This is a genomic window from Gilliamella sp. ESL0405, from assembly GCF_019469205.1.
Classification (GTDB): domain Bacteria; phylum Pseudomonadota; class Gammaproteobacteria; order Enterobacterales; family Orbaceae; genus Gilliamella.
In genome coordinates this window covers 1,549,934-1,567,904 of record NZ_CP048265.1, presented here as the reverse complement: position 1 = coordinate 1,567,904, position 17,971 = coordinate 1,549,934, and the positions used below count along the sequence as shown (strand labels likewise).

General features: G+C 39.5%; 16 protein-coding genes and 1 tRNA gene. 11 read left to right on the top strand and 6 right to left on the bottom strand.

The window, feature by feature from the left end:
- Window positions 1-17: 17 nt before the first annotated feature.
- The 4 genes from GYM74_RS06890 to allC all read right to left on the bottom strand — a co-directional run bounded on the left by GYM74_RS06890 (window position 18) and on the right by allC (window position 4,417).
- Entirely contained in the window at window positions 18-920 is a 903-nt protein-coding gene (locus GYM74_RS06890) for a carbamate kinase (protein WP_220217489.1), read from the bottom strand.
- Window positions 921-999: 79 nt separating this feature from the next.
- On the bottom strand, window positions 1,000-1,779 hold the full coding sequence (allE, locus tag GYM74_RS06885) for a (S)-ureidoglycine aminohydrolase (RefSeq protein ID WP_220217488.1): 780 nt from the start codon (window positions 1,777-1,779) through the stop codon (window positions 1,000-1,002).
- Window positions 1,780-1,915: 136 nt separating this feature from the next.
- A complete protein-coding gene (locus tag GYM74_RS06880; protein WP_220217487.1) occupies window positions 1,916-3,178 on the bottom strand; it encodes an MFS transporter in 1,263 nt (420 codons plus the stop codon).
- A 12-nt stretch (window positions 3,179-3,190) separates the two neighbouring features.
- Window positions 3,191-4,417: an allantoate deiminase gene (gene allC / locus GYM74_RS06875; protein ID WP_220217486.1), complete on the bottom strand. Its 1,227-nt coding sequence runs from the start codon at window positions 4,415-4,417 to the stop codon at window positions 3,191-3,193.
- A gap of 461 nt (window positions 4,418-4,878) precedes the next feature.
- On the opposite strand from allC, the gene fdrA reads away from it, so the two are divergent.
- The 6 genes from fdrA to GYM74_RS06845 all read left to right on the top strand — a co-directional run bounded on the left by fdrA (window position 4,879) and on the right by GYM74_RS06845 (window position 12,503).
- On the top strand, window positions 4,879-6,546 hold the full coding sequence (gene fdrA, locus GYM74_RS06870) for an acyl-CoA synthetase FdrA (protein ID WP_220217485.1): 1,668 nt from the start codon (window positions 4,879-4,881) through the stop codon (window positions 6,544-6,546).
- Window positions 6,547-6,560: 14 nt separating this feature from the next.
- Complete coding sequence (locus tag GYM74_RS06865) at window positions 6,561-7,817, top strand: DUF1116 domain-containing protein (protein WP_220217484.1); 1,257 nt, start codon at window positions 6,561-6,563, stop codon at window positions 7,815-7,817.
- Window positions 7,818-7,820: 3 nt separating this feature from the next.
- Window positions 7,821-8,777 carry a DUF2877 domain-containing protein gene (locus GYM74_RS06860; RefSeq protein WP_220217483.1) on the top strand — a complete coding sequence of 319 codons (957 nt, stop codon included), beginning with the start codon at window positions 7,821-7,823 and terminating at the stop codon, window positions 8,775-8,777.
- Between the two features lie 3 nt (window positions 8,778-8,780).
- Window positions 8,781-9,704, top strand: a complete 924-nt coding sequence (allS, locus tag GYM74_RS06855; RefSeq protein ID WP_220217482.1) for an HTH-type transcriptional activator AllS — start codon at window positions 8,781-8,783, stop codon at window positions 9,702-9,704.
- Between the two features lie 65 nt (window positions 9,705-9,769).
- Entirely contained in the window at window positions 9,770-11,002 is a 1,233-nt protein-coding gene (locus tag GYM74_RS06850; protein ID WP_220217481.1) for an alanine--glyoxylate aminotransferase family protein, read from the top strand.
- Window positions 11,003-11,219: 217 nt separating this feature from the next.
- Window positions 11,220-12,503: an MFS transporter gene (locus GYM74_RS06845; protein WP_220217480.1), complete on the top strand. Its 1,284-nt coding sequence runs from the start codon at window positions 11,220-11,222 to the stop codon at window positions 12,501-12,503.
- A gap of 223 nt (window positions 12,504-12,726) precedes the next feature.
- Here GYM74_RS06845 and fabB read toward each other — a convergent pair whose 3' ends face one another.
- Window positions 12,727-13,938: a beta-ketoacyl-ACP synthase I gene (gene fabB / locus GYM74_RS06840; protein ID WP_220217479.1), complete on the bottom strand. Its 1,212-nt coding sequence runs from the start codon at window positions 13,936-13,938 to the stop codon at window positions 12,727-12,729.
- A gap of 281 nt (window positions 13,939-14,219) precedes the next feature.
- Here fabB and GYM74_RS06835 point away from each other — a divergent pair, with 281 nt between their 5' ends.
- The 4 genes from GYM74_RS06835 to GYM74_RS12395 all read left to right on the top strand — a co-directional run bounded on the left by GYM74_RS06835 (window position 14,220) and on the right by GYM74_RS12395 (window position 16,769).
- The gene (locus tag GYM74_RS06835) at window positions 14,220-15,485 is read left to right on the top strand and encodes a putative DNA modification/repair radical SAM protein (RefSeq protein WP_220217478.1); all 1,266 of its coding nucleotides are present in this window, start codon (window positions 14,220-14,222) and stop codon (window positions 15,483-15,485) included.
- 3 nt (window positions 15,486-15,488) lie between these two features.
- Complete coding sequence (locus GYM74_RS06830) at window positions 15,489-16,286, top strand: TIGR03915 family putative DNA repair protein (RefSeq protein ID WP_220217477.1); 798 nt, start codon at window positions 15,489-15,491, stop codon at window positions 16,284-16,286.
- Between the two features lie 86 nt (window positions 16,287-16,372).
- Window positions 16,373-16,516 carry a DUF4130 domain-containing protein gene (locus tag GYM74_RS12400; RefSeq protein WP_370633948.1) on the top strand — a complete coding sequence of 48 codons (144 nt, stop codon included), beginning with the start codon at window positions 16,373-16,375 and terminating at the stop codon, window positions 16,514-16,516.
- A 112-nt stretch (window positions 16,517-16,628) separates the two neighbouring features.
- Window positions 16,629-16,769, top strand: coding sequence for a DUF4130 domain-containing protein (locus GYM74_RS12395; protein ID WP_220217475.1), 141 nt, complete (start codon window positions 16,629-16,631; stop codon window positions 16,767-16,769).
- 145 nt (window positions 16,770-16,914) lie between these two features.
- Here the strand turns inward: GYM74_RS12395 and GYM74_RS06815 are convergent, their stop codons facing one another.
- Window positions 16,915-17,673 carry an MlaA family lipoprotein gene (locus GYM74_RS06815; protein ID WP_220217474.1) on the bottom strand — a complete coding sequence of 253 codons (759 nt, stop codon included), beginning with the start codon at window positions 17,671-17,673 and terminating at the stop codon, window positions 16,915-16,917.
- 125 nt (window positions 17,674-17,798) lie between these two features.
- Between GYM74_RS06815 and GYM74_RS06810 the strand changes: the two genes are divergently transcribed.
- Window positions 17,799-17,870, top strand: a tRNA-Arg gene (locus GYM74_RS06810).
- The last annotated feature ends 101 nt before the right edge of the window (window positions 17,871-17,971 follow it).

Genomic DNA, 17,971 nt, shown 5'->3' with positions numbered 1-17,971 from the left:
TATAACTGTTTCTGTCTCTATTTGGTGACAATCGTGCCTTTAATGCCGGCGAGTAATGACTCGATATCGGTTAAATTGCCAATATAGGCTTTATTGCCGGTGTTATTAACAAACTCAATGACGGATTTGACTTTAGGTCCTATTGCGCCGTCATCAATTGCCAGTGGTTTTAAACGCTCGGTATTAACATGTCTTAATGCTGTTTGTGCTTGCGTTCCCCAGTTTTCATATACTGCATCGGCGTCGGTCAGTATCATCAGATGATCGGCTTTGAGTTGTATAGCAAGTTGCGCAGCACTGTGATCTTTATCGATTACCGCTTCAACGCCTGTGTATCCGGTTTTTTGTTTAATAACCGGAATTCCGCCACCTCCATTACAAATAACAATATTATCATCGGTCAGCAGTTTTTTTATGGTGTCAATTTCCAGAATTTTTTGCGGTTTGGGTGAGGGCACAACGCGGCGAATTGCCTTGCCGTCTGCTTTGAATGTCCAACCATATTGGCTTTGCAGATGTTGTTGATCTTTTGGATCATACACGGGTCCTATAAATTTGGTTGGGTTACTAAATGCAGGATCATCACTTGCGACTTCTACCTGAGTGAGTAGCGTGACAACCTGTTTAACTGTTTCTTGTTGCTGTAAGCTTTGCCCAATCATATAGCCAAGCATGCCTTGAGTTTGCGCAACGAGTATATCAAGTGGATAGGCTGGCACGGCTTGATAGGCGGCATTTTGTAATGCCAGTAGTCCCACCTGTGGACCATTGCCGTGAACAATAACCAGTCGATATTTTCCCGCTAATTTAGCAATCAATTTGGTTGTAGCATGAATGTTTCGGTATTGATTTTCAACCGTTAATGATTCGTTGCGTTTGGAAATGGCATTACCACCTAAAGCAATAACAATTAGCTCCATAGTCGATCCTTGCTATTTGGGTTGTTGGTTAAGTATTAATACAATCTGTTTGATGTTTCTGTTTCGTTTGTTTAATTGATTAAATATCGATATCTCGATGACAATCTTTTGAGTAAATATAACTCAGTGGCTCTTTGCCAACGGCATAACAGGCTTGTAATGCATAGGCTCCCATAAAAATGTAGTCATCTTTTTTGACCGGTATCCAATGGTTATCTAATAAATACATGCCTTCGCCACTTAGCAGATACGCACCATGTTCTTGTACGTGAGTTTCAATATAGCCATGACTTGCGCCTGGTTTGAACGTTAAAATGTGAAAGTTCATATCAAATCCTAAGTCTTTAGGTAATAGATCTTGCACAAATACGTTATCCATATCTTCATAGTTAATCGTATCAAGGTGCTGAACATGATTGGAAACCACCCGTGTTTGATATCCATTAAGCGGGATATAACGTCTTTTATATAAAAATAGCCGTGAGCTTTGTGCTTGATTTTGCAAGTATAATTTTACCCCTGCCGGGCAGTACAAGTAACCACCGGTTTGTAATGGGAAAGATTGTTCGTCGGCTTTGGCAATCACCTCGCCGCTAATGACATAAACAAATACTTCAATATCTTTACCACCAAAACCTTGTTGGTTTTTTCCGTCTTGATGCATGGTGACAATATAGTCGACAAAACTGGCACCGAGTTTTGGGGTCGATAGGATTGTAATATCACAATTTTCAAACCCGGGAATGATATTTTTGACCAGTCCGTCCGGTGGAATTAACGCATAATTATGGCGTTTGATGATAGCTCGTGAAGCTAACAAATCTTTAGGATAACCGGTGTTGTTATTGATGTATCCCATGTTTATCTCCTTGTAACATTTAGAGTTTTGTTGTGCTTTTGATATTACTTTAGGTAATAGAAAGCCCCGCCTTTAAAAAACAGCATGTTTTCAATTTTGTTGTTAAGCCGACTATCGCAAATAGTCGGCAGTGATTTTATTTGTTATTTGTGCTTTGACGCATGTTGATAAGGAAGAAGATCACAGTAGCAACAATTAATATGCCAATTGCTACATAAAATCCGGTTATTTTGGTGCCGGTAAGATCTGCCAGATAGCCGGTTAATGGTGGCGCAATGACCGAAGAACTCATACCGAAAAAGTTAAATACGCCAAATGAGGTACCGTAATTGGTTTTCGGGGCGGTTTCGGCAACGTGCGATATCAAAATTGGCTCAACGGTTAATTTTCCAAATAGACCATAAAAAATTAGCCCAGCCAGTAAAAAAGTGATCGTTGCTGATTGAACAGTGGTAAATAAAGTTGCTGCTGCAATTAATTCAAGCGCAATAATAAATATTAAGCGTTTATCTCGGAATTTATCGGAAATTTTACTAATAATTAGTGCGCCCGGTATAGCGGCAAAAGCAACCAATGATGAGGCCGAACCGATACTACCGCCGGTAAAGCCACGTTCAGTTTCAAGAAAATTAGGTAGCCAGTTGACAATCATGTAATAACCGTAACAAGTAGCAAAATACATAATATAAGAGGCAATCATCTGAGGACTAAAGAAGCTGTGTTTTTGCGTTGTCGCTTCTGGCTCATCGATAGTTTGCTGCGCTTTGGTCTCGTTATTTGCTGCCGCTTTGAGTTTTGGATTTTCTTTAATAATGATGGCAAAACCGGCAACTAAGCACAGTAACAGGGCTGCGATGATGTATAGCATGTATTCCCATGGCATTCCCCACGATTTTACTAAAAAGCTGGTAGCCAGTAAGCTTATCCCCATACCTAACGCCGAACCGGTATTAATAATAGCTGAGGCGAAACCGCGATGCGCTGAAGGAATATTTTCAGCTGAAAGTGACCATGCAGCACCATAGTAAGATCCACAGCCTAAACCAGCCAGTAAACTACCGATGTAGATCATCATAATTGAGTGCGCATTACCGATGATAAGTGCCGCAATGGTAAACAGTAAAAAGCCGGGAATGACAACCGCTTTTTTACCAAATCTATCAACCAGCATTCCGGCAGGGATTTGCATGGCGGTGTAGGCAAAAAAGTAGCAACTGGCGATTAAACCAAGTTCTGTGTTTGATTGTGGCCCTATGGTTTGTTGGACTTCAGGAAAAATGGCCGTTAAGACCGGACGGTAGATCCACATTACTGTCCAGCCTAAGCATAAAAGTACCACAATTTTATGCCAGTATTGTATACCGCCGGTTTTTTCTGTTGTTGAGTTAATAGTTGTCATGCTAACTCCTTATTACTCTTGATATGCTAATTGATAAAGTGCATAGGTTAATGCTTTGATGCCTTCAACCAGATCTTCTGTTTTGGTGTCTTCGGCAGTATTGTGACTGATACCTTTTATACTCGGCACAAATAACATTGCAGTCGGTACGAATGGCGCAAAGATTTGTGAATCATGCCCAGCTCCACTATGCATGACCCGATAACTTAATTGTTCTTTTTGGCAGATCTGCTCTAGCATCTTGATCAATTTATCATCCATTGGTATGGGATCTTCATCCATCCAGCGATTAATTTCGATTTCAAGTCCAAGCTCTGCTGCAATGCGTAACATGTCCGCTTCTAACTGTTGAGTAAAGGCGACTAATTCGGCTTTATCGGTGTGACGACAATCAATGGTAAAAAGTACTTCACCGGGCACTACGTTAACCACATTTGGTACCGGTTCAACGTGACCAAAGGTTAAAACTAGTGGGTCACCCACTTTAAGGGCTTTATCGATTGATTCATTGCAGATCCGGCTAAAGGCATAGACGGCATCTTTGCGGTAACCCATTGGGGTTGTGCCTGCGTGGTTGGCTTCGCCAATCAGTCGGATGTTGTAGCGTCTTTGTCCGACAATACTGGTTACAACACCAATACTTTTTTGCTCTTTTTCCAGCACGCCACCTTGTTCAATGTGAATTTCAAGGAATGCTTTGATATCGTCTCGTGCAGGTTTGGTGTTAAATTTAAATCCGCACGCTTTCATGGCATCAACAAATTTTATGCCGTTGCTATCTTCAATCGATTCGACATCCTGATGATTAGCAATGGCAAACACGTTTTTACTTCCCCAAAAGACATAAGGAAAACGGCTGCCTTCTTCTTCTGCCATTGAGATAAGTTCTAAGGTGCGTAATGGCTGTCCATAGTGTTTTTTTAAATACTCCATAGCCAGTAATGCGGCAATAATACCTAATTGCCCATCGAGTTTACCGCCGTTGACAACGGTATCGACATGTGAGCCTGACATAATGATCTGATCGGGATATTTGCTTCCTTCAAATCGACCATATAAATTACCGATGTCATCAAAATAACTCTCCATGCCGATTTCGGTCATTTTATCTTTTAGCGCATTTTGTGCGTCAAGCCATTCACTTGTGTAAAGTAAACGTGTTGTTCCGCCTTGTTCTAATCCACCAAAACTTGATATCCATTTCACTGCGTTAGCAACATCATCATATAAGATATTCATAAGCATTTACCTATTATTCAACTTTCGATTATTAACAATTTTTCTCTCAACTTGCTAACTACGATACTATTAATAGCAAATAATAATGTGATCAAACCAGCTTTTTTGATTTTGTAAAATTTAATTAAATTAATGAGTTATTATTATAAAAAATTTTTTAATAATAATTTATCTATATGATTTTAAATGATTTTATTTTTTTAATTCAATTGCCAATTTGTGACATCTAACCTACTTATTCAATCATTTTTACGTAATATATAAATACAGTCTGATAATTAGATTTAATAGATAAACTCATTACCAGTGTAATGACACAGATCCAAACGGGTATCAGAATTCGCCTTGTGAAGTTATTTTATTCCGTCATAGAGATGTTTCAAAACATGTGATGAGTGGCTATTGAGTTATATTCAATCAGTGTTTAGATAACTATTTTTATAACTGAGAGGCAAATTCTCATGATTCAATCTTTTATAAAAAAAGGAAGCTTTCAAGACTCGGTCAGTTTGATGTTAATCTCGAAAAAACTCAGTAATCTTGAAGAAGTTGATGAAGTTTCTGTCATGATGGGCACTCCTGCCAATAAATCGTTGCTAAATGCCACCGGTTTTTGGAGTGATACTTTCAACGATGCCACCCCAAATGATATCTGTGTTGCTATCAAAACCCATGATGATTCGACAAACGTTATAGCGCTGATTAGTGATCAGTTAGAAGATGAATTGAAAAACATTGCTCAGCAACAACAAGGCGGAACAAAACTACTTAAAGCCCGACGCTATGCCAGTGCCACCGAAAAGCTACCCGATGCTAATCTTATCTTAATTTCCATTGCCGGCGAGTATGCAGCTGAGCTAGCCGATCAAGCGTTAGATGATAATAAAAATGTGATGATATTTTCCGATAATGTTTCGGTCGATGATGAAGTCCGTTTAAAAACTAAAGCTGATAAAAAAGATCTGATCGTTATGGGGCCTGATTGTGGTACTGCAATTATTGCCGGCGCCCCTTTAGCCTTTGCTAATGTGATCCCGAAAGGAAATATCGGCGTAATTGGCGCATCCGGTACCGGTATTCAAGAGGTGATCTCGCAAATTGCCTTATTAAATCAGGGCATTACTCAAGCGATCGGTTTAGGTGGTCGTGATCTGTCTGAAGAAGTAGGCGGTATTAGTGCGCTTACGGCACTAAAAATGTTAGCGGCTGATGAATCGACTCAGGTGATTACTTTTATTTCTAAACCGCCTGCAGAAAATGTGCGTAAAAAAGTTATTGCCGCAATGAAACAGATCAATAAGCCAATTATTGCTCTGTTTTTAGCCTCAAAAATTGATCAGCCACAAGAAGATAATATCCATTTTGCCAATACCTTAGATGAAGCGGCCAGATTGGCTTGTTTATTGGCGAAAGTTGAAGCGGCTGCCTGTCAGTTACCAACGGTTGCAGGTAAAACTATTAGTGGTCTTTATACCGGCGGAACTTTAGCGGCCGAAGTGGCAATGTTGTTAGCTAAAGCGCTCGATCTTGCTGTTAGCCACAGCCATGATAAAGGCATAATGTTAGATCAAAACGGACATAAAATTATCGATCTAGGCGATGATTTTTATACAGTTGGCAGACCACATCCAATGATTGATCCTTCAATTCGTGAAGAAGAAATTGCGCAACTTGGTCAACAGCCTGCGGTTGGCGTTGTGTTGATGGATCTGGTTATTGGTTATGGCGCGAATGCCGATCCAGCCGAATCAGTAATTAGTGGCTTTAGCCGTGCTTGTGCTGCGCGATCTGCTGATAATCCGTTAATTGCTATTGTGACTGTTACCGGATCGGAGCAAGATCCGCAGTCGCGTCATCAACAAATTGAAGCACTCAAATCAGCAAATATCATTGTCATGGACAATTTACCGGAAGCTGTATTACTTGCCAAAAGACTTATCACCACTGGTCAAGCGTCAACACCGGTTAGATCCTATCCTTTATTAAACCATATTAGCGTGATCAATGCCGGGCTACGTAGTTTTGCTGAAGATCTTCAAGCATCAAATATTCCAGTGGTGCAGTATCAATGGGCGCCAATAGCGGGTGGAAACAAGAAGTTAGCGGCTATTTTGAAAAAATTAAATTAAGAGGTTTTGATAATATGAATACATCAATCAATGAAGCAAACCAAGCAATTATTGAGCGAATTAAAGCCGCCAGACCACACTGGATAGGGGTTATTGCGGCAAAAGAAGCCGTGCCAACGTTAGCACAAGGATATAAATTATTACATGCAGGCCCACCGATTGTTTGGCACGATATGACCGGACCAATGCAAGGGGCGTGCATAGGCGCTTGTTTATTTGAAGGCTGGGCACAAGACGAACAGCAAGCCTTGCAATTGCTCGAAAATGGCAAAGTTGAATTTATTCCTTGTCATTCAGTAAATGCAGTAGGCCCAATGGGGGGAATTACTTCGGCAAATATGCCAATGGTGGTGGTTGAAAATATCACACATGGTAATCGAGCTTACTGTAATTTAAATGAAGGTATTGGCAAAGTGATGCGTTTTGGCGCTTATGGTGAAGAAGTGCTTAATCGTCATCATTGGATGAAAGTGTCATTAGCTCCCGCATTAAATGAGGCATTAAAGCTTTTTGATAACGGCATTGATCTGACGGCACTAATGGCACAAGCTATTTCAATGGGTGATGAGTTCCACCAACGCAATATTGCCGCTTCCGCACTTTTACTGCGCACTTTATCGCCTAAATTAGCTTTACTTAACCGTGATAAAGCGGAAATGGCGAAAATTTTTGAATTTTTAAGTGTCACCGATCAGTTCTTTTTGAACATAGCAATGGCATTTTGTAAGTCAGTTATGGACAGTGCGGCACAAATTCAAGCCGGCACAATTGTGACTGCTATGACCCGTAATGGTAAAGATTTTGGTATCAAAGTCAGTGGGCTAGGTGATCAGTGGTTTACTGCACCGGTTAATACGCCGCAAGGGCTATTTTTCACTGGCTATTCTCAAAAAGATGCCAACCCCGATATCGGCGATAGCGCCATTACCGAAACTTTTGGAATTGGTGGGGCAGCTATGGTTGCGGCGCCGGGGGTAACTCGATTTGTTGGCGCAGGTGGCGCAGATGTTGCATTAGAAATATCAGAAGAGATGAGTGAGATATTTTTAGCGCACAATATGCTATTTCAAATCCCTTCATGGAACTTTCAAGGTTGTTGTATGGGATTGGATATTCGCCGTATTGTGGAAACCGGCATCACGCCTCTTATTAATACAGGAATTGCCCATAAACAAGCAGGCGTGGGTCAAATTGGTGCAGGCACCGTACGTGCTCCATTAGCGTGTTTTGAAAAAGCACTCGAGGCGTTAGCAGAAAAATTAAAAGTGTAATTTATGAATCAAACACATGCAGTAAACGCAAAATTATTAAAAGCGATGACCCAATCGCAACTCAACGTTAAGTTATCTGCCGATGAATATCGGCAGCGCTGCATGTTATTGATGCCAAATTGTTGCTCTCCTATAAAGCCATTAGTAAGCAGTTCACAACTGCCTTTGCGTGAAGGCAAATTGACTGTTTTTAGTCAACATCGACATACCATTAATTTGATTAATCAGCAGCAACAATTAATTACTCTTCATCGCTATGGAAGTGGATTTGCGCCAATGGGTAGGGTGCTGAAAACCGCAGATTTTGACACTGTTCAAGCCGCACTAACGGATAGTCATTTAACTATCAATCAAACCATTAACGGCGAATTAAAGATTGGTCATATCAGCATCGATCAGGCGAGCCATGTTTGCCATTTAGAACTCAAGCCCGATCCTGCTCTATCCTTTGATAAAAAGGGTGTTGCTCAATTACTGCAACAGATCAATAATTCTACTGGGGTACACGGTCAGTTAGGCAATCTGATTCTAACGCCGTATCAAGCAGAATTAGAAAATTTATGTCTCCAATTATCGAATTTACTGGCAGGTAATCGCGCCGATCTCACCCCTTATATCGGTTTAGGCGTAGGATTAACCCCGAGTTATGACGATATTATCGTTGGGATCTTAGCGGTACTGGCGTGTGATGAGCGTTTTTATGCGCCGTTACAACGATTGCAAAAAGCTATGCAGTCTATGCCGTTAGATAAACTGACCACCACCATTAGTGCCACTTTTTTACAGTATGCGTTAAAACGCCAATTTTCTTTACTGGTTATGCAAGTGGTTAGAGCATTAGCACAAGGTAAATACCACCATGTATCGATCCATAAATTATTAAATTATGGTCATACATCCGGTGCCGATCTTTTACTTGGCATTTGGCTAGGTATCGATCGTTTTATTATTAGGGATTAAATCATGTTAGATACTGAAACAATGCGAACATTTACTAAAGTGGTTGAGTGCAATAGCTTTTCAAAAGCCGCTAAACTTTTATATAAAACCCCTGCCGCTATTAGTTATCGCATTAAATCATTAGAAGCAGATCTTAATACCCAGCTCTTTGAAAGGACAACTCGCACAGTCAGTTTAACCCTTGCCGGTCAGCATTTATATGAGCATTGTAGCCAGTGGTTGTTGTGGTTGACCACCATGCCTGATGAGTTACAACAGATTCGGGACGGGGTTGAACGTAAGGTGAATGTTACCATCAATAATTTGCTTTACGATGTTGATGCTGTGACCGATTTGTTAACCCATTTGAAAGAAAAATTCCCGTTTACTAATTTTAATTTTACCCGCCAGGTTTATATGGGGGTTTGGGATTCGTTGCTTCACGGTGAATGTCATCTTGCTATTGGTGCAACAGGTACTGAATCATTAGATAACATGGTAAATATATTTCCATTGGGCGAAATTAGTTGGGTTTTTATTGCGGCAAAAAATCATCCTATTACTCAATTAGAAGGTCCGTTATCCAACGAAATACTCCGTAAATATTCTGCTGTTAATATTGAAGATACCTCTATTCATATGAATAAACGTGTTGCATGGTTGTTGCCAAGTCAGTCTGAAATCATTGTACCAAATATCACCACCAAATTAGCTTGCCATTTAAAAGGCTTAGGTATTGGCTTTTTACCTAAGTCGATCTGTCAACCTTATTTAGATTCGGGTGAGTTGGTTCAATGCCAAGTGATTAATGAGCGCAAGCCTTCGCCGCTTTCATTAGCATGGAAAAAAACGCATATGGGTAAAGTGATGAGTGAAATTGTGAATCTGTTTAAGTTTCATCACCCCATTACCAATAATTTTTTGAAAAATATCGATAAGAAAAGATAGTCACCGCATCACAATGTAATGTGAATGTTAACAAGATTAAATCGAAATCAATAAGGGAAAAATACATGTTAGACCTAGACAAATATGATCAAATTAATCCGCCGTCTCGATTACTTATGGGGCCTGGCCCAATTAATGCAGATCCGCGTGTAACAAGGGCTATGGCTGCGCCATTAATTGGACAGTTTGATCCCGTGATGACAGATTATATGAATCAAACTATGGCACTTTATCGTGATATTTTTAAAACAAAAAATGAACAAACGTTCGTTATTGACGGTACTGCTCGAGCCGGTATTGAGGCCGTATTAGTTTCAACCATTCGCCCGGGTGACAAAGTGCTTGTGCCTGTATTTGGTCGTTTTGGTTTATTACTGTGTGAAATTGCACATCGGGCAAGGGCGGAAGTTCATACTATTGAAGTGCCATGGGGAGAAGTTTTCGATCCAAATGTTATTGAAGATGCAATCAAAAAAGTTAAGCCTCGATTATTACTTTGTGTGCAAGGCGATACTTCGACAACTTTAATCCAACCATTAGATAAAATTGGTGAAATTTGCCGTCGCCATGGCGTACTTTCTTATGTCGATGCAACTGCCTCGATTGTCGGTAATGAGCTTGAAGTTGATAAATGGCAACTTGACGGGGTTTCAGTCAGTTTACAAAAATGTTTAAGTGGTCCGCCGGGCGTTGCGCCTTTAACACTTAGCCCACAAATGGTAGATATTATTCAGTCTCGTAAATGTGTTGAACTTGGTATTCGTGCTGAAGGTGATAGTAGCGGAAGTGATGAGATGATTTACTCTAACTACTTTGATATCGATATGATCATTCGCTATTGGGGCGCTGAGCGTATCAATCATCACACCGAAGCAACCTCAATGCTCTATGCGGCAAGAGAGTGCGCCCGTATCGTGCTTCAGGAAGGGTTAGATAATGTTATCGAGCGTCACCGAATTAATGGCGCAGCAATGGTTGCCGGCCTGCAAGCTATGGGACTGGAGTTATTTGGTGATCTTAAACATAAAATGAATAATGTGGTTGGGGTAAAACGTCCCGATAATATTGATGATCTGCAAGTGCGCAATTTGATGCTAAACGATTTTGGCATTGAAATTGGTGCTTCCTTTGGGCCTCTTAAAGGCAATGTTTGGCGTATTGGTACTATGGGTTATAACGCAAGAAAACCGTGCGTACTGCAAACATTAACCGCATTTGAAGCAGTGCTTAATCGTGTTGGATTTAAAACTACGCAAGGTGCCGGCTTACAAGCAGCTTGGGATGTTTATCAAAAATAGTTGGTCATTAACATAATAATAAAAGCTCACAACAAGTGAGCTAGCTTTATACCCAGTGAAGTTATTGCTAGATGAGTTACTTCAAATGCGGCTGCATGGGCTAACGTTGGTAGCATAAAAATCAGGTTATTAACCATATTACCTTATTGCAACAAAAGGTAACCCTTTTTGCAGCAGGTTATTTGGGATGTTACTTTAAAATGCATAAGGAGATTCAATGAATATCTCAGCTAATAAAATGCCTACATCTGGGTATAATCAAAAAAAATGGAAAGGGCGTTATACCATTTTATTATTATTGTGGTCGGGTTGGTTATTATCGTTTCTTGATCGAATGGTCATGAATGTTTCGTTGCCTTTTATCGGCAGTGAGCTTGGTTTAGATAAAACCGTGCAAGGCTCGATAATCAGTGCTTTTTTTATTGGTTATGCGCTGTTTCAAATTCCCGGTGGCTATTTATCCGATAAATTTGGGCCCCGTAAAGTTATGGCATTTGCCATTATATGGTGGTCAATTTTTACCTTCTTTACCGGGCTGATCTATTGGTTGCCTTTGATGTTGTTGGTACGATTCCTATTTGGTGCAGGTGAGGGTTGTTTTCCGGCTTCATCGTGGAAAGTCATTGCCACTTATTTTCCCCCTCATGAACGAGGACGAGCAACCGCCATTCAATCTTCTGTTAATACCTTAGGTCCGGCAATTTCTGTTGTTGTGGCCGTGACTATCATTGAGTGGCTAGGCTGGCGAGAGGTTTTTGTCATTTTAAGTGTACCGGGTCTTATCTTAGGCTTGCTTATTTATCGCTATATTCGTAATCATCCGGCAGATAATCGCTTAATCAGTGCCGATGAGTTACATCTGTTAGAAGCTGATCAACAAAACGATAAGAAAAATATTGAGATGCAAACTCGATCGTTTTCATTGCTTGCGGTATTAAAATTGCCAATCCTTTGGAAGTTATCGCTGATTTGGTTTTTATTTGATATCACCTTTTGGGGATTTACGACCTGGTTACCCAGTTATCTACTTGAGGCAAGGGGCTTATCACTGTCTAAAACAGGGATTTGGGCTGCCATTCCGTTCTTATTTGGGGCTTTAGGCACCTTAGTTGGCGGGTATTTTGCCGATAAGTTTCAACAACAACTAAAATATCTTTATGGCATTACAGCACTGTTATCCGGCGCTTTTTTGTTTTTAATGTATCAGGTTGAAAATCTTAATGCTGCTATTGTCTTCCAATGTATTTCAGCTTTATTTATGTTTATCGCCTTTGCGATTTTTTGGGGAATGTTGATGCATCTTATCCCAACCGCCATTATGGGCAAAGCATCGAGTGTTGTTAACTTTGGTGGACAAGTTGCCGGCGTGGTTTCACCGTTTATCATCGGCTTTCTAATTGATAATGCCAGTGGTGGATATCATCATGCCTTTTTATTTATGGTGCTATCACTTATAGGATCAGCGGTTTTGACCTTTTTTATCCAAAAAATAACACTTTAAGGCAATTTAACTTAGGTTGTTATTGAAGGATTTTTAGAGGGAAGTAGCCAAAGATTAACAATTTAGCCAACGGCGCAATATATGCAGGCAACAATTAGACTGAAGATTTAATACTTAGCTTAATTGAAATTAATCAATGATTAGCATTTGAAGATAATATACCAACAAAAAAACCGTTCTTATGAAGTGAACGGTTTTTTTATTTTGCTAATTGATTAAAGCATTAGCCTTGATATTTTTTCATGACAATTGATGCGTTAGTTCCACCAAAACCGAAGCTATTAGACATTACTGTGGTTAATTCACGTTCAGTCGGCTCGGTGATAATGTTCATGCCGATAGCCGCTTCATCAAGTTCGTCGATATTGATACTTGGCGTGATAAAGCCGTGCTCTAACATGAGTAATGAATAGATAAGCTCTTGTGCACCTGTTGCACTTAAAGAGTGACCAGTCATCGATTTGGTTGATGAAATTGCCGGGATATTATCACCAAATACTTCCTTGATAGCCCAAAGCTCTTTAACATCACCAACTGGAGTTGATGTACCATGAGTATTGATATAATCAACCGGTGCATCTAAATCCGCAATCGCCATTTGCATACAACGCATTGCACCTTCACCAGACGGCGCTACCATATCATAACCGTCAGAAGTAGCACCATAACCAACCAGTTCACCATAAATGTGAGCGCCACGGGCTAATGCATGTTCAAGCTCTTCAACGACCACCATACCGGCACCACCGGCAATAACAAAGCCATCACGGTTGGCATCGTAAGCACGTGAAGCTTTTTCCGGTGTATCGTTATATTTAGTCGATAAAGCACCCATTGCATCAAACTCACATGACATTTCCCAGCACAGTTCTTCACCGCCACCGGCAAAAACAATGTCTTGTTTGCCCAGTTGGATCAGTTCGGCAGCATGACCAATACAGTGAACAGAAGTTGCACAAGCTGAGGTCATTGAATAACTCACACCTTTGATTTTAAATGGTGTTGCTAAACAAGCCGAAATAGCAGATGACATCGATTTAGTCACGGCGTAAGGTCCAACGCCACGTAATCCTTTTTCTTTCATACCAGCCACAACATTATATTGTGTTTTTGTCGATCCACCGTAACCGGCAATCAATCCTGTACGAGGATTAGAAACTTGTTCCGGGGTCAATTTAGCATCTTCAATTGCTTGTTGTAATGCCAGATAACCATAGATAGAAGCATCATTCATAAATCGGACAATTTTTCGATCAATTAGTCCTGTCGTATCCAGTTTTACATTTCCGCATACATGGCTACGCATTCCACTATCTTTCATTTCTTGTGAAAAAGTAATGCCGCTTCGACCTACTTTTAATGATTCGAGAACTTCTTTAGTATTGTTCCCTATGCTTGATAGAATCCCTAACCCTGTAATAACAACACGTTTCATTTAATGCTTTACTCCTAAATTATCTGGCTTTATATGAAAACTTCCGCTGATTATAGCGTACAGTTGTAAGCTGAACAATACCTTAACTCTTTTTTTATAATCAATTTCATATCAACTAGTTGATTAATCGAATTAATATTAAAAAATTTAATAAAACAAAATTCTATTGTCGCTTCATTTTTATGATTTAAACAACGCTTTTAATACACAATATTTACTTGCGATGCGAATACTCATTACGTTATACTGTACAAATATACAGTTTATGAGTGAGTGAATAAATGAATGAGAAAATGATAGCTAAGCTTGAAATATTAGCCGAATCGGCAAAATATGATATTTCTTGCGCTTCGAGCGGCACTTCTCGAAGTAATAAGCATAAAGGCATTGGTAATGCTAGTAGCTGTGGCATTTGTCACAGTTTTACTGCCGACGGTCGTTGTGTTTCTTTGCTAAAAATCATGCTCACTAACTACTGTATGTTTGATTGTGCTTACTGTATCAATCGACAAAGTAATGATATCCCTCGTGCCGGATTTACGCCAAAAGAGTTGGCTGATTTAACGATTGAATTTTATCGCCGTAACTATATTGAAGGGCTATTTATTAGTTCCGGAATTGTCAGAAGCCCGGATCACACTATGGAAAAGATGATTCGTGTGGTCAAAATTTTGCGCAATGAGTATCATTTTAATGGTTATATTCATATGAAAGCTATACCCGGCGCAAGTAATGAATTGATCACCGAAGCGGGACTATTGGTTGATCGGATGAGTGTGAATTTAGAAATTGCCACCGAAAAGAATTTAAAATTATTAGCGCCGGATAAAGATCATCAAAGCATCTATCAACCGATGCGCCATATCCAGCAAAACTTATTAGAGAATATCGAAGATCGCAAAAAAATTAAATCGACCCCAAAATTTGTTCCGGCAGGGCAAAGTACGCAAGTGATTATTGGTGCGACCGATGAAACCGATAATCAGATTTTGCAATTAACCGCCAAATTATATAAGCGACCTAGCATGAAGCGGGTTTATTATTCGGGTTTTATTCCGGTAAACAGCTATGACAGCAGATTGCCGGTTGTGCAAGAAGTGCCAAGAGTTCGTGAAAATCGATTGTATCAAGCCGATTGGTTGCTACGATTTTATGGTTTTGATGTGAATGAAATTGTAAATGAGCAATATCCTGATTTAGATTTAACGGTTGATCCTAAACTTGCATGGGCAATACGTAATCCACAATGTTTTCCGGTTGATGTAAATCGTGATAGCTATCAAAAAATTTTACGGGTGCCGGGCATTGGGGTTAAGTCCGCTAAAATGATAGTATTAGCTCGACGTCATCGTAAACTGAATTTAGAGGCGCTTAAACGTATTGGCGTGGTATTGAAACGAGCACAATTTTTTATTGTTTGTCATGAAATGAAAACATTTAAATTGCTTGAATCTTCAGCCGAATACATCCGCCTTTCCTTGCAAGAACCGCCACTGCTGGAAGCGAAAAATCTAAATGTGCCGCAACAATTGGTTATGGGGTGGTAGTTGATGCTTGCCTTTAGTTATGACAAAAGTTTTGAAGGTTTACTTTGTGCTGTGTTTGATGCTTTTAAACTCAAACAAATGCCGGAATGCTTATTAGGGCAGGGTGAGGTGGCGCCTTTATTGGTTTCTAACATCCATGATGTCGAATTTCGTAATAGTAAATATGAACGAGTGATGAGCGCGCTAAATAAAAAATTAGCGAAAATCTCACTCAATCATTTAATGTACGTGTGGTTATCCGAAATTCCGGAAAGTGATTTAATTATCTTTCGCTATATTTGCAAAGTGTTTAAGTCTCAGCAATCAATCGAAACCGATTTTGCCGATCCGGATGTACTTGCAGTACATGAAATTGCCAAAAAAGTCAGCAAAGAGAGACATCACTTAATTCAATTTGTCCGTTTTAATACTATTGAAAGCCCCACAGATCAGAATCATGCTAAAGAGAAAATCTATTTTTCTGTTGTGGCGCCTATTTATAATGCTTTGCCTTTGGTTTTGAAGTTTTTTAAAGATCGCTATGCCGATCAAAAATGGGCTATTTATGATGAAAAACGACAATACGGATATTTTTATGATTTAGAAAAGATCGAACAGATATCCTTAACTGATCAAGATGATTTGTTGGTTAACAGCAAAATTAATCAAAAATACTTAACGGAAGATGAAGTTTTGTTTCAGACTATGTGGCATCGTTATTGTCAAGCTTTGACGATTAAAGAAAGGGTTAATCCAAAATTACAACGGCAACAAATGCCTAGACGCTTTTGGCATTATCTACCGGAAATGCAGGGTTTATAAGAGTCTATTGAAATATAAATTTTGAGCGAACTAAGTAGAAATTGAGCTTTTATCGTAAATTGTGCCCCAACTAATAGTCAGTACTGTTGAAAGATGAAGTTTTTTTTCAGACTATGTGGCATCGTTATTGCCAAGCCTTAACGATAAAAGAAAGGGTTAATCCAAAATTACAACGGCAACAAATGCCTAGACGCTTTTGGCATTATCTGCCGGAAATGCAGGGTTTATAAGGGTTTATTGAAGTATAAATTTTGAGCGAACTAAGTATAAAATTGAGCTTTTATCGTAAATTGTGCCCCAACTAATAGTCAGTACTGTTGAAAGATGAAGTTTTTTTAGACTATGTGGCATCGTTATAGCCAAGCCTTAACGATAAAAGAAAGAGTGAATCCAAAATTACAACGGCAACAAATGCCTAGACGCTTTTGCATTATCTGCCGGAAATGCAGGGTTTATAAGGGTCTATTGAAATATAAATTTTGAGCGGACTAAGTATAAAATTGAGCTTTTACCAATATTGTGCCCAATTAATAGTCAGTACTATTGAAAGCGGTTTAATGATCATTAAAAGTGATATAAACAGAAACCGCCGAGCTTGTCGGCGGTTGTTAATGTTGATTCATCATTATTATTGTGAATCGATATCATTAATAAAGCTGTTAATGCTTTCTTCTCGTTGTTGTTGTTTCTGTTGATCGACTTTACCACCGGAAGCATTAAAATCATTACGTTGGAAATACGCATTTCGCATGAAGTTATAAGGATCATCACTATTTTTAAGCATATCTTCATATTCAATCGCAACGGCGCGAGCTTCAATACCGTCAACTACGCCACGGGCTAGTGCCCATTGCCAATCTAACCAAACCAGTGGTGGGTAAAGGGTATCGACAAGGTCACCACCTTCTTGTCTAAGTGTCGCTGATCCATAAAATGGTAAAACGACGTAAGGTCCGTAAGGAACATCATAATGACCTAACACATCACCAAAACTGCGTCTGTTTCCTTTCTTTAATTGCGGATCAGCCATGCTGGCAACATCAAATACCCCTGCAACACCAAAAACAGTATTGATAAAGAATCGGGCTAAATGGGTACCGGCTTGATGAACTTCGCCTTGAAGCAAGTTATTCACCATAGATGCCGGTTCAGATAAGTTAGATGAAAAGTTAACGACGCCTTTACGTACAGGAGACGGGACATAATCTTTCCATACTACTGCTGCTGGACGCAAAATATAGGGATCAAGCGCATAATAATTGACGTTGAACATCGCTTTATTAACCCCAGACAACGGGTCGCTATATGTATTGGTTTCAGGCTGATATGTAGCGCAACTGGTTAGCGCTAATGCAGTAATCATCATTCCAATTATTCTTTTTTTCATAATATATTCTTCTATTATTGTTAATATTATTGATAAGCTAATTGTATCATGTTTGTATAAAATGGAAAATTTTTGTTATTTAATTGGTATTATTTGTTTAAATTGATTAGAATAACCGACCCGGTGACCTCATAGTTAAATGGATATAACAAGCCCCTCCTAAGGGCTAGTTGCAGGTTCGATTCCTGCTGGGGTCGTATTCGTTCAATCAGGTAAAATCGATAACCCGCCTTTACAACCTTATCGGAACTTATTTTTTTCATTGATAACATATCTAAAAAAACGCCTTCAATTATTT

Bases quoted from the DNA above. Each gene is read 5' to 3' on its own strand.
- GYM74_RS06850 (WP_220217481.1), top strand. From the start codon at position 9,770: ATGTTAGACCTAGACAAATATGATCAAATTAATCCGCCGTCTCGATTA.
- fabB (WP_220217479.1), bottom strand. From the start codon at position 13,938: ATGAAACGTGTTGTTATTACAGGGTTAGGGATTCTATCAAGCATAGGG.
- GYM74_RS06890 (WP_220217489.1), bottom strand. From the start codon at position 920: ATGGAGCTAATTGTTATTGCTTTAGGTGGTAATGCCATTTCCAAACGC.
- GYM74_RS06815 (WP_220217474.1), bottom strand. From the start codon at position 17,673: ATGAAAAAAAGAATAATTGGAATGATGATTACTGCATTAGCGCTAACC.
- GYM74_RS06830 (WP_220217477.1), top strand. From the start codon at position 15,489: ATGCTTGCCTTTAGTTATGACAAAAGTTTTGAAGGTTTACTTTGTGCT.
- allS (WP_220217482.1), top strand. From the start codon at position 8,781: ATGTTAGATACTGAAACAATGCGAACATTTACTAAAGTGGTTGAGTGC.
- GYM74_RS06860 (WP_220217483.1), top strand. From the start codon at position 7,821: ATGAATCAAACACATGCAGTAAACGCAAAATTATTAAAAGCGATGACC.
- GYM74_RS12395 (WP_220217475.1), top strand. From the start codon at position 16,629: ATGTGGCATCGTTATAGCCAAGCCTTAACGATAAAAGAAAGAGTGAAT.
- allE (WP_220217488.1), bottom strand. From the start codon at position 1,779: ATGGGATACATCAATAACAACACCGGTTATCCTAAAGATTTGTTAGCT.
- GYM74_RS06835 (WP_220217478.1), top strand. From the start codon at position 14,220: ATGAATGAGAAAATGATAGCTAAGCTTGAAATATTAGCCGAATCGGCA.
- fdrA (WP_220217485.1), top strand. From the start codon at position 4,879: ATGATTCAATCTTTTATAAAAAAAGGAAGCTTTCAAGACTCGGTCAGT.
- GYM74_RS06845 (WP_220217480.1), top strand. From the start codon at position 11,220: ATGAATATCTCAGCTAATAAAATGCCTACATCTGGGTATAATCAAAAA.
- allC (WP_220217486.1), bottom strand. From the start codon at position 4,417: ATGAATATCTTATATGATGATGTTGCTAACGCAGTGAAATGGATATCA.
- GYM74_RS06865 (WP_220217484.1), top strand. From the start codon at position 6,561: ATGAATACATCAATCAATGAAGCAAACCAAGCAATTATTGAGCGAATT.
- GYM74_RS06880 (WP_220217487.1), bottom strand. From the start codon at position 3,178: ATGACAACTATTAACTCAACAACAGAAAAAACCGGCGGTATACAATAC.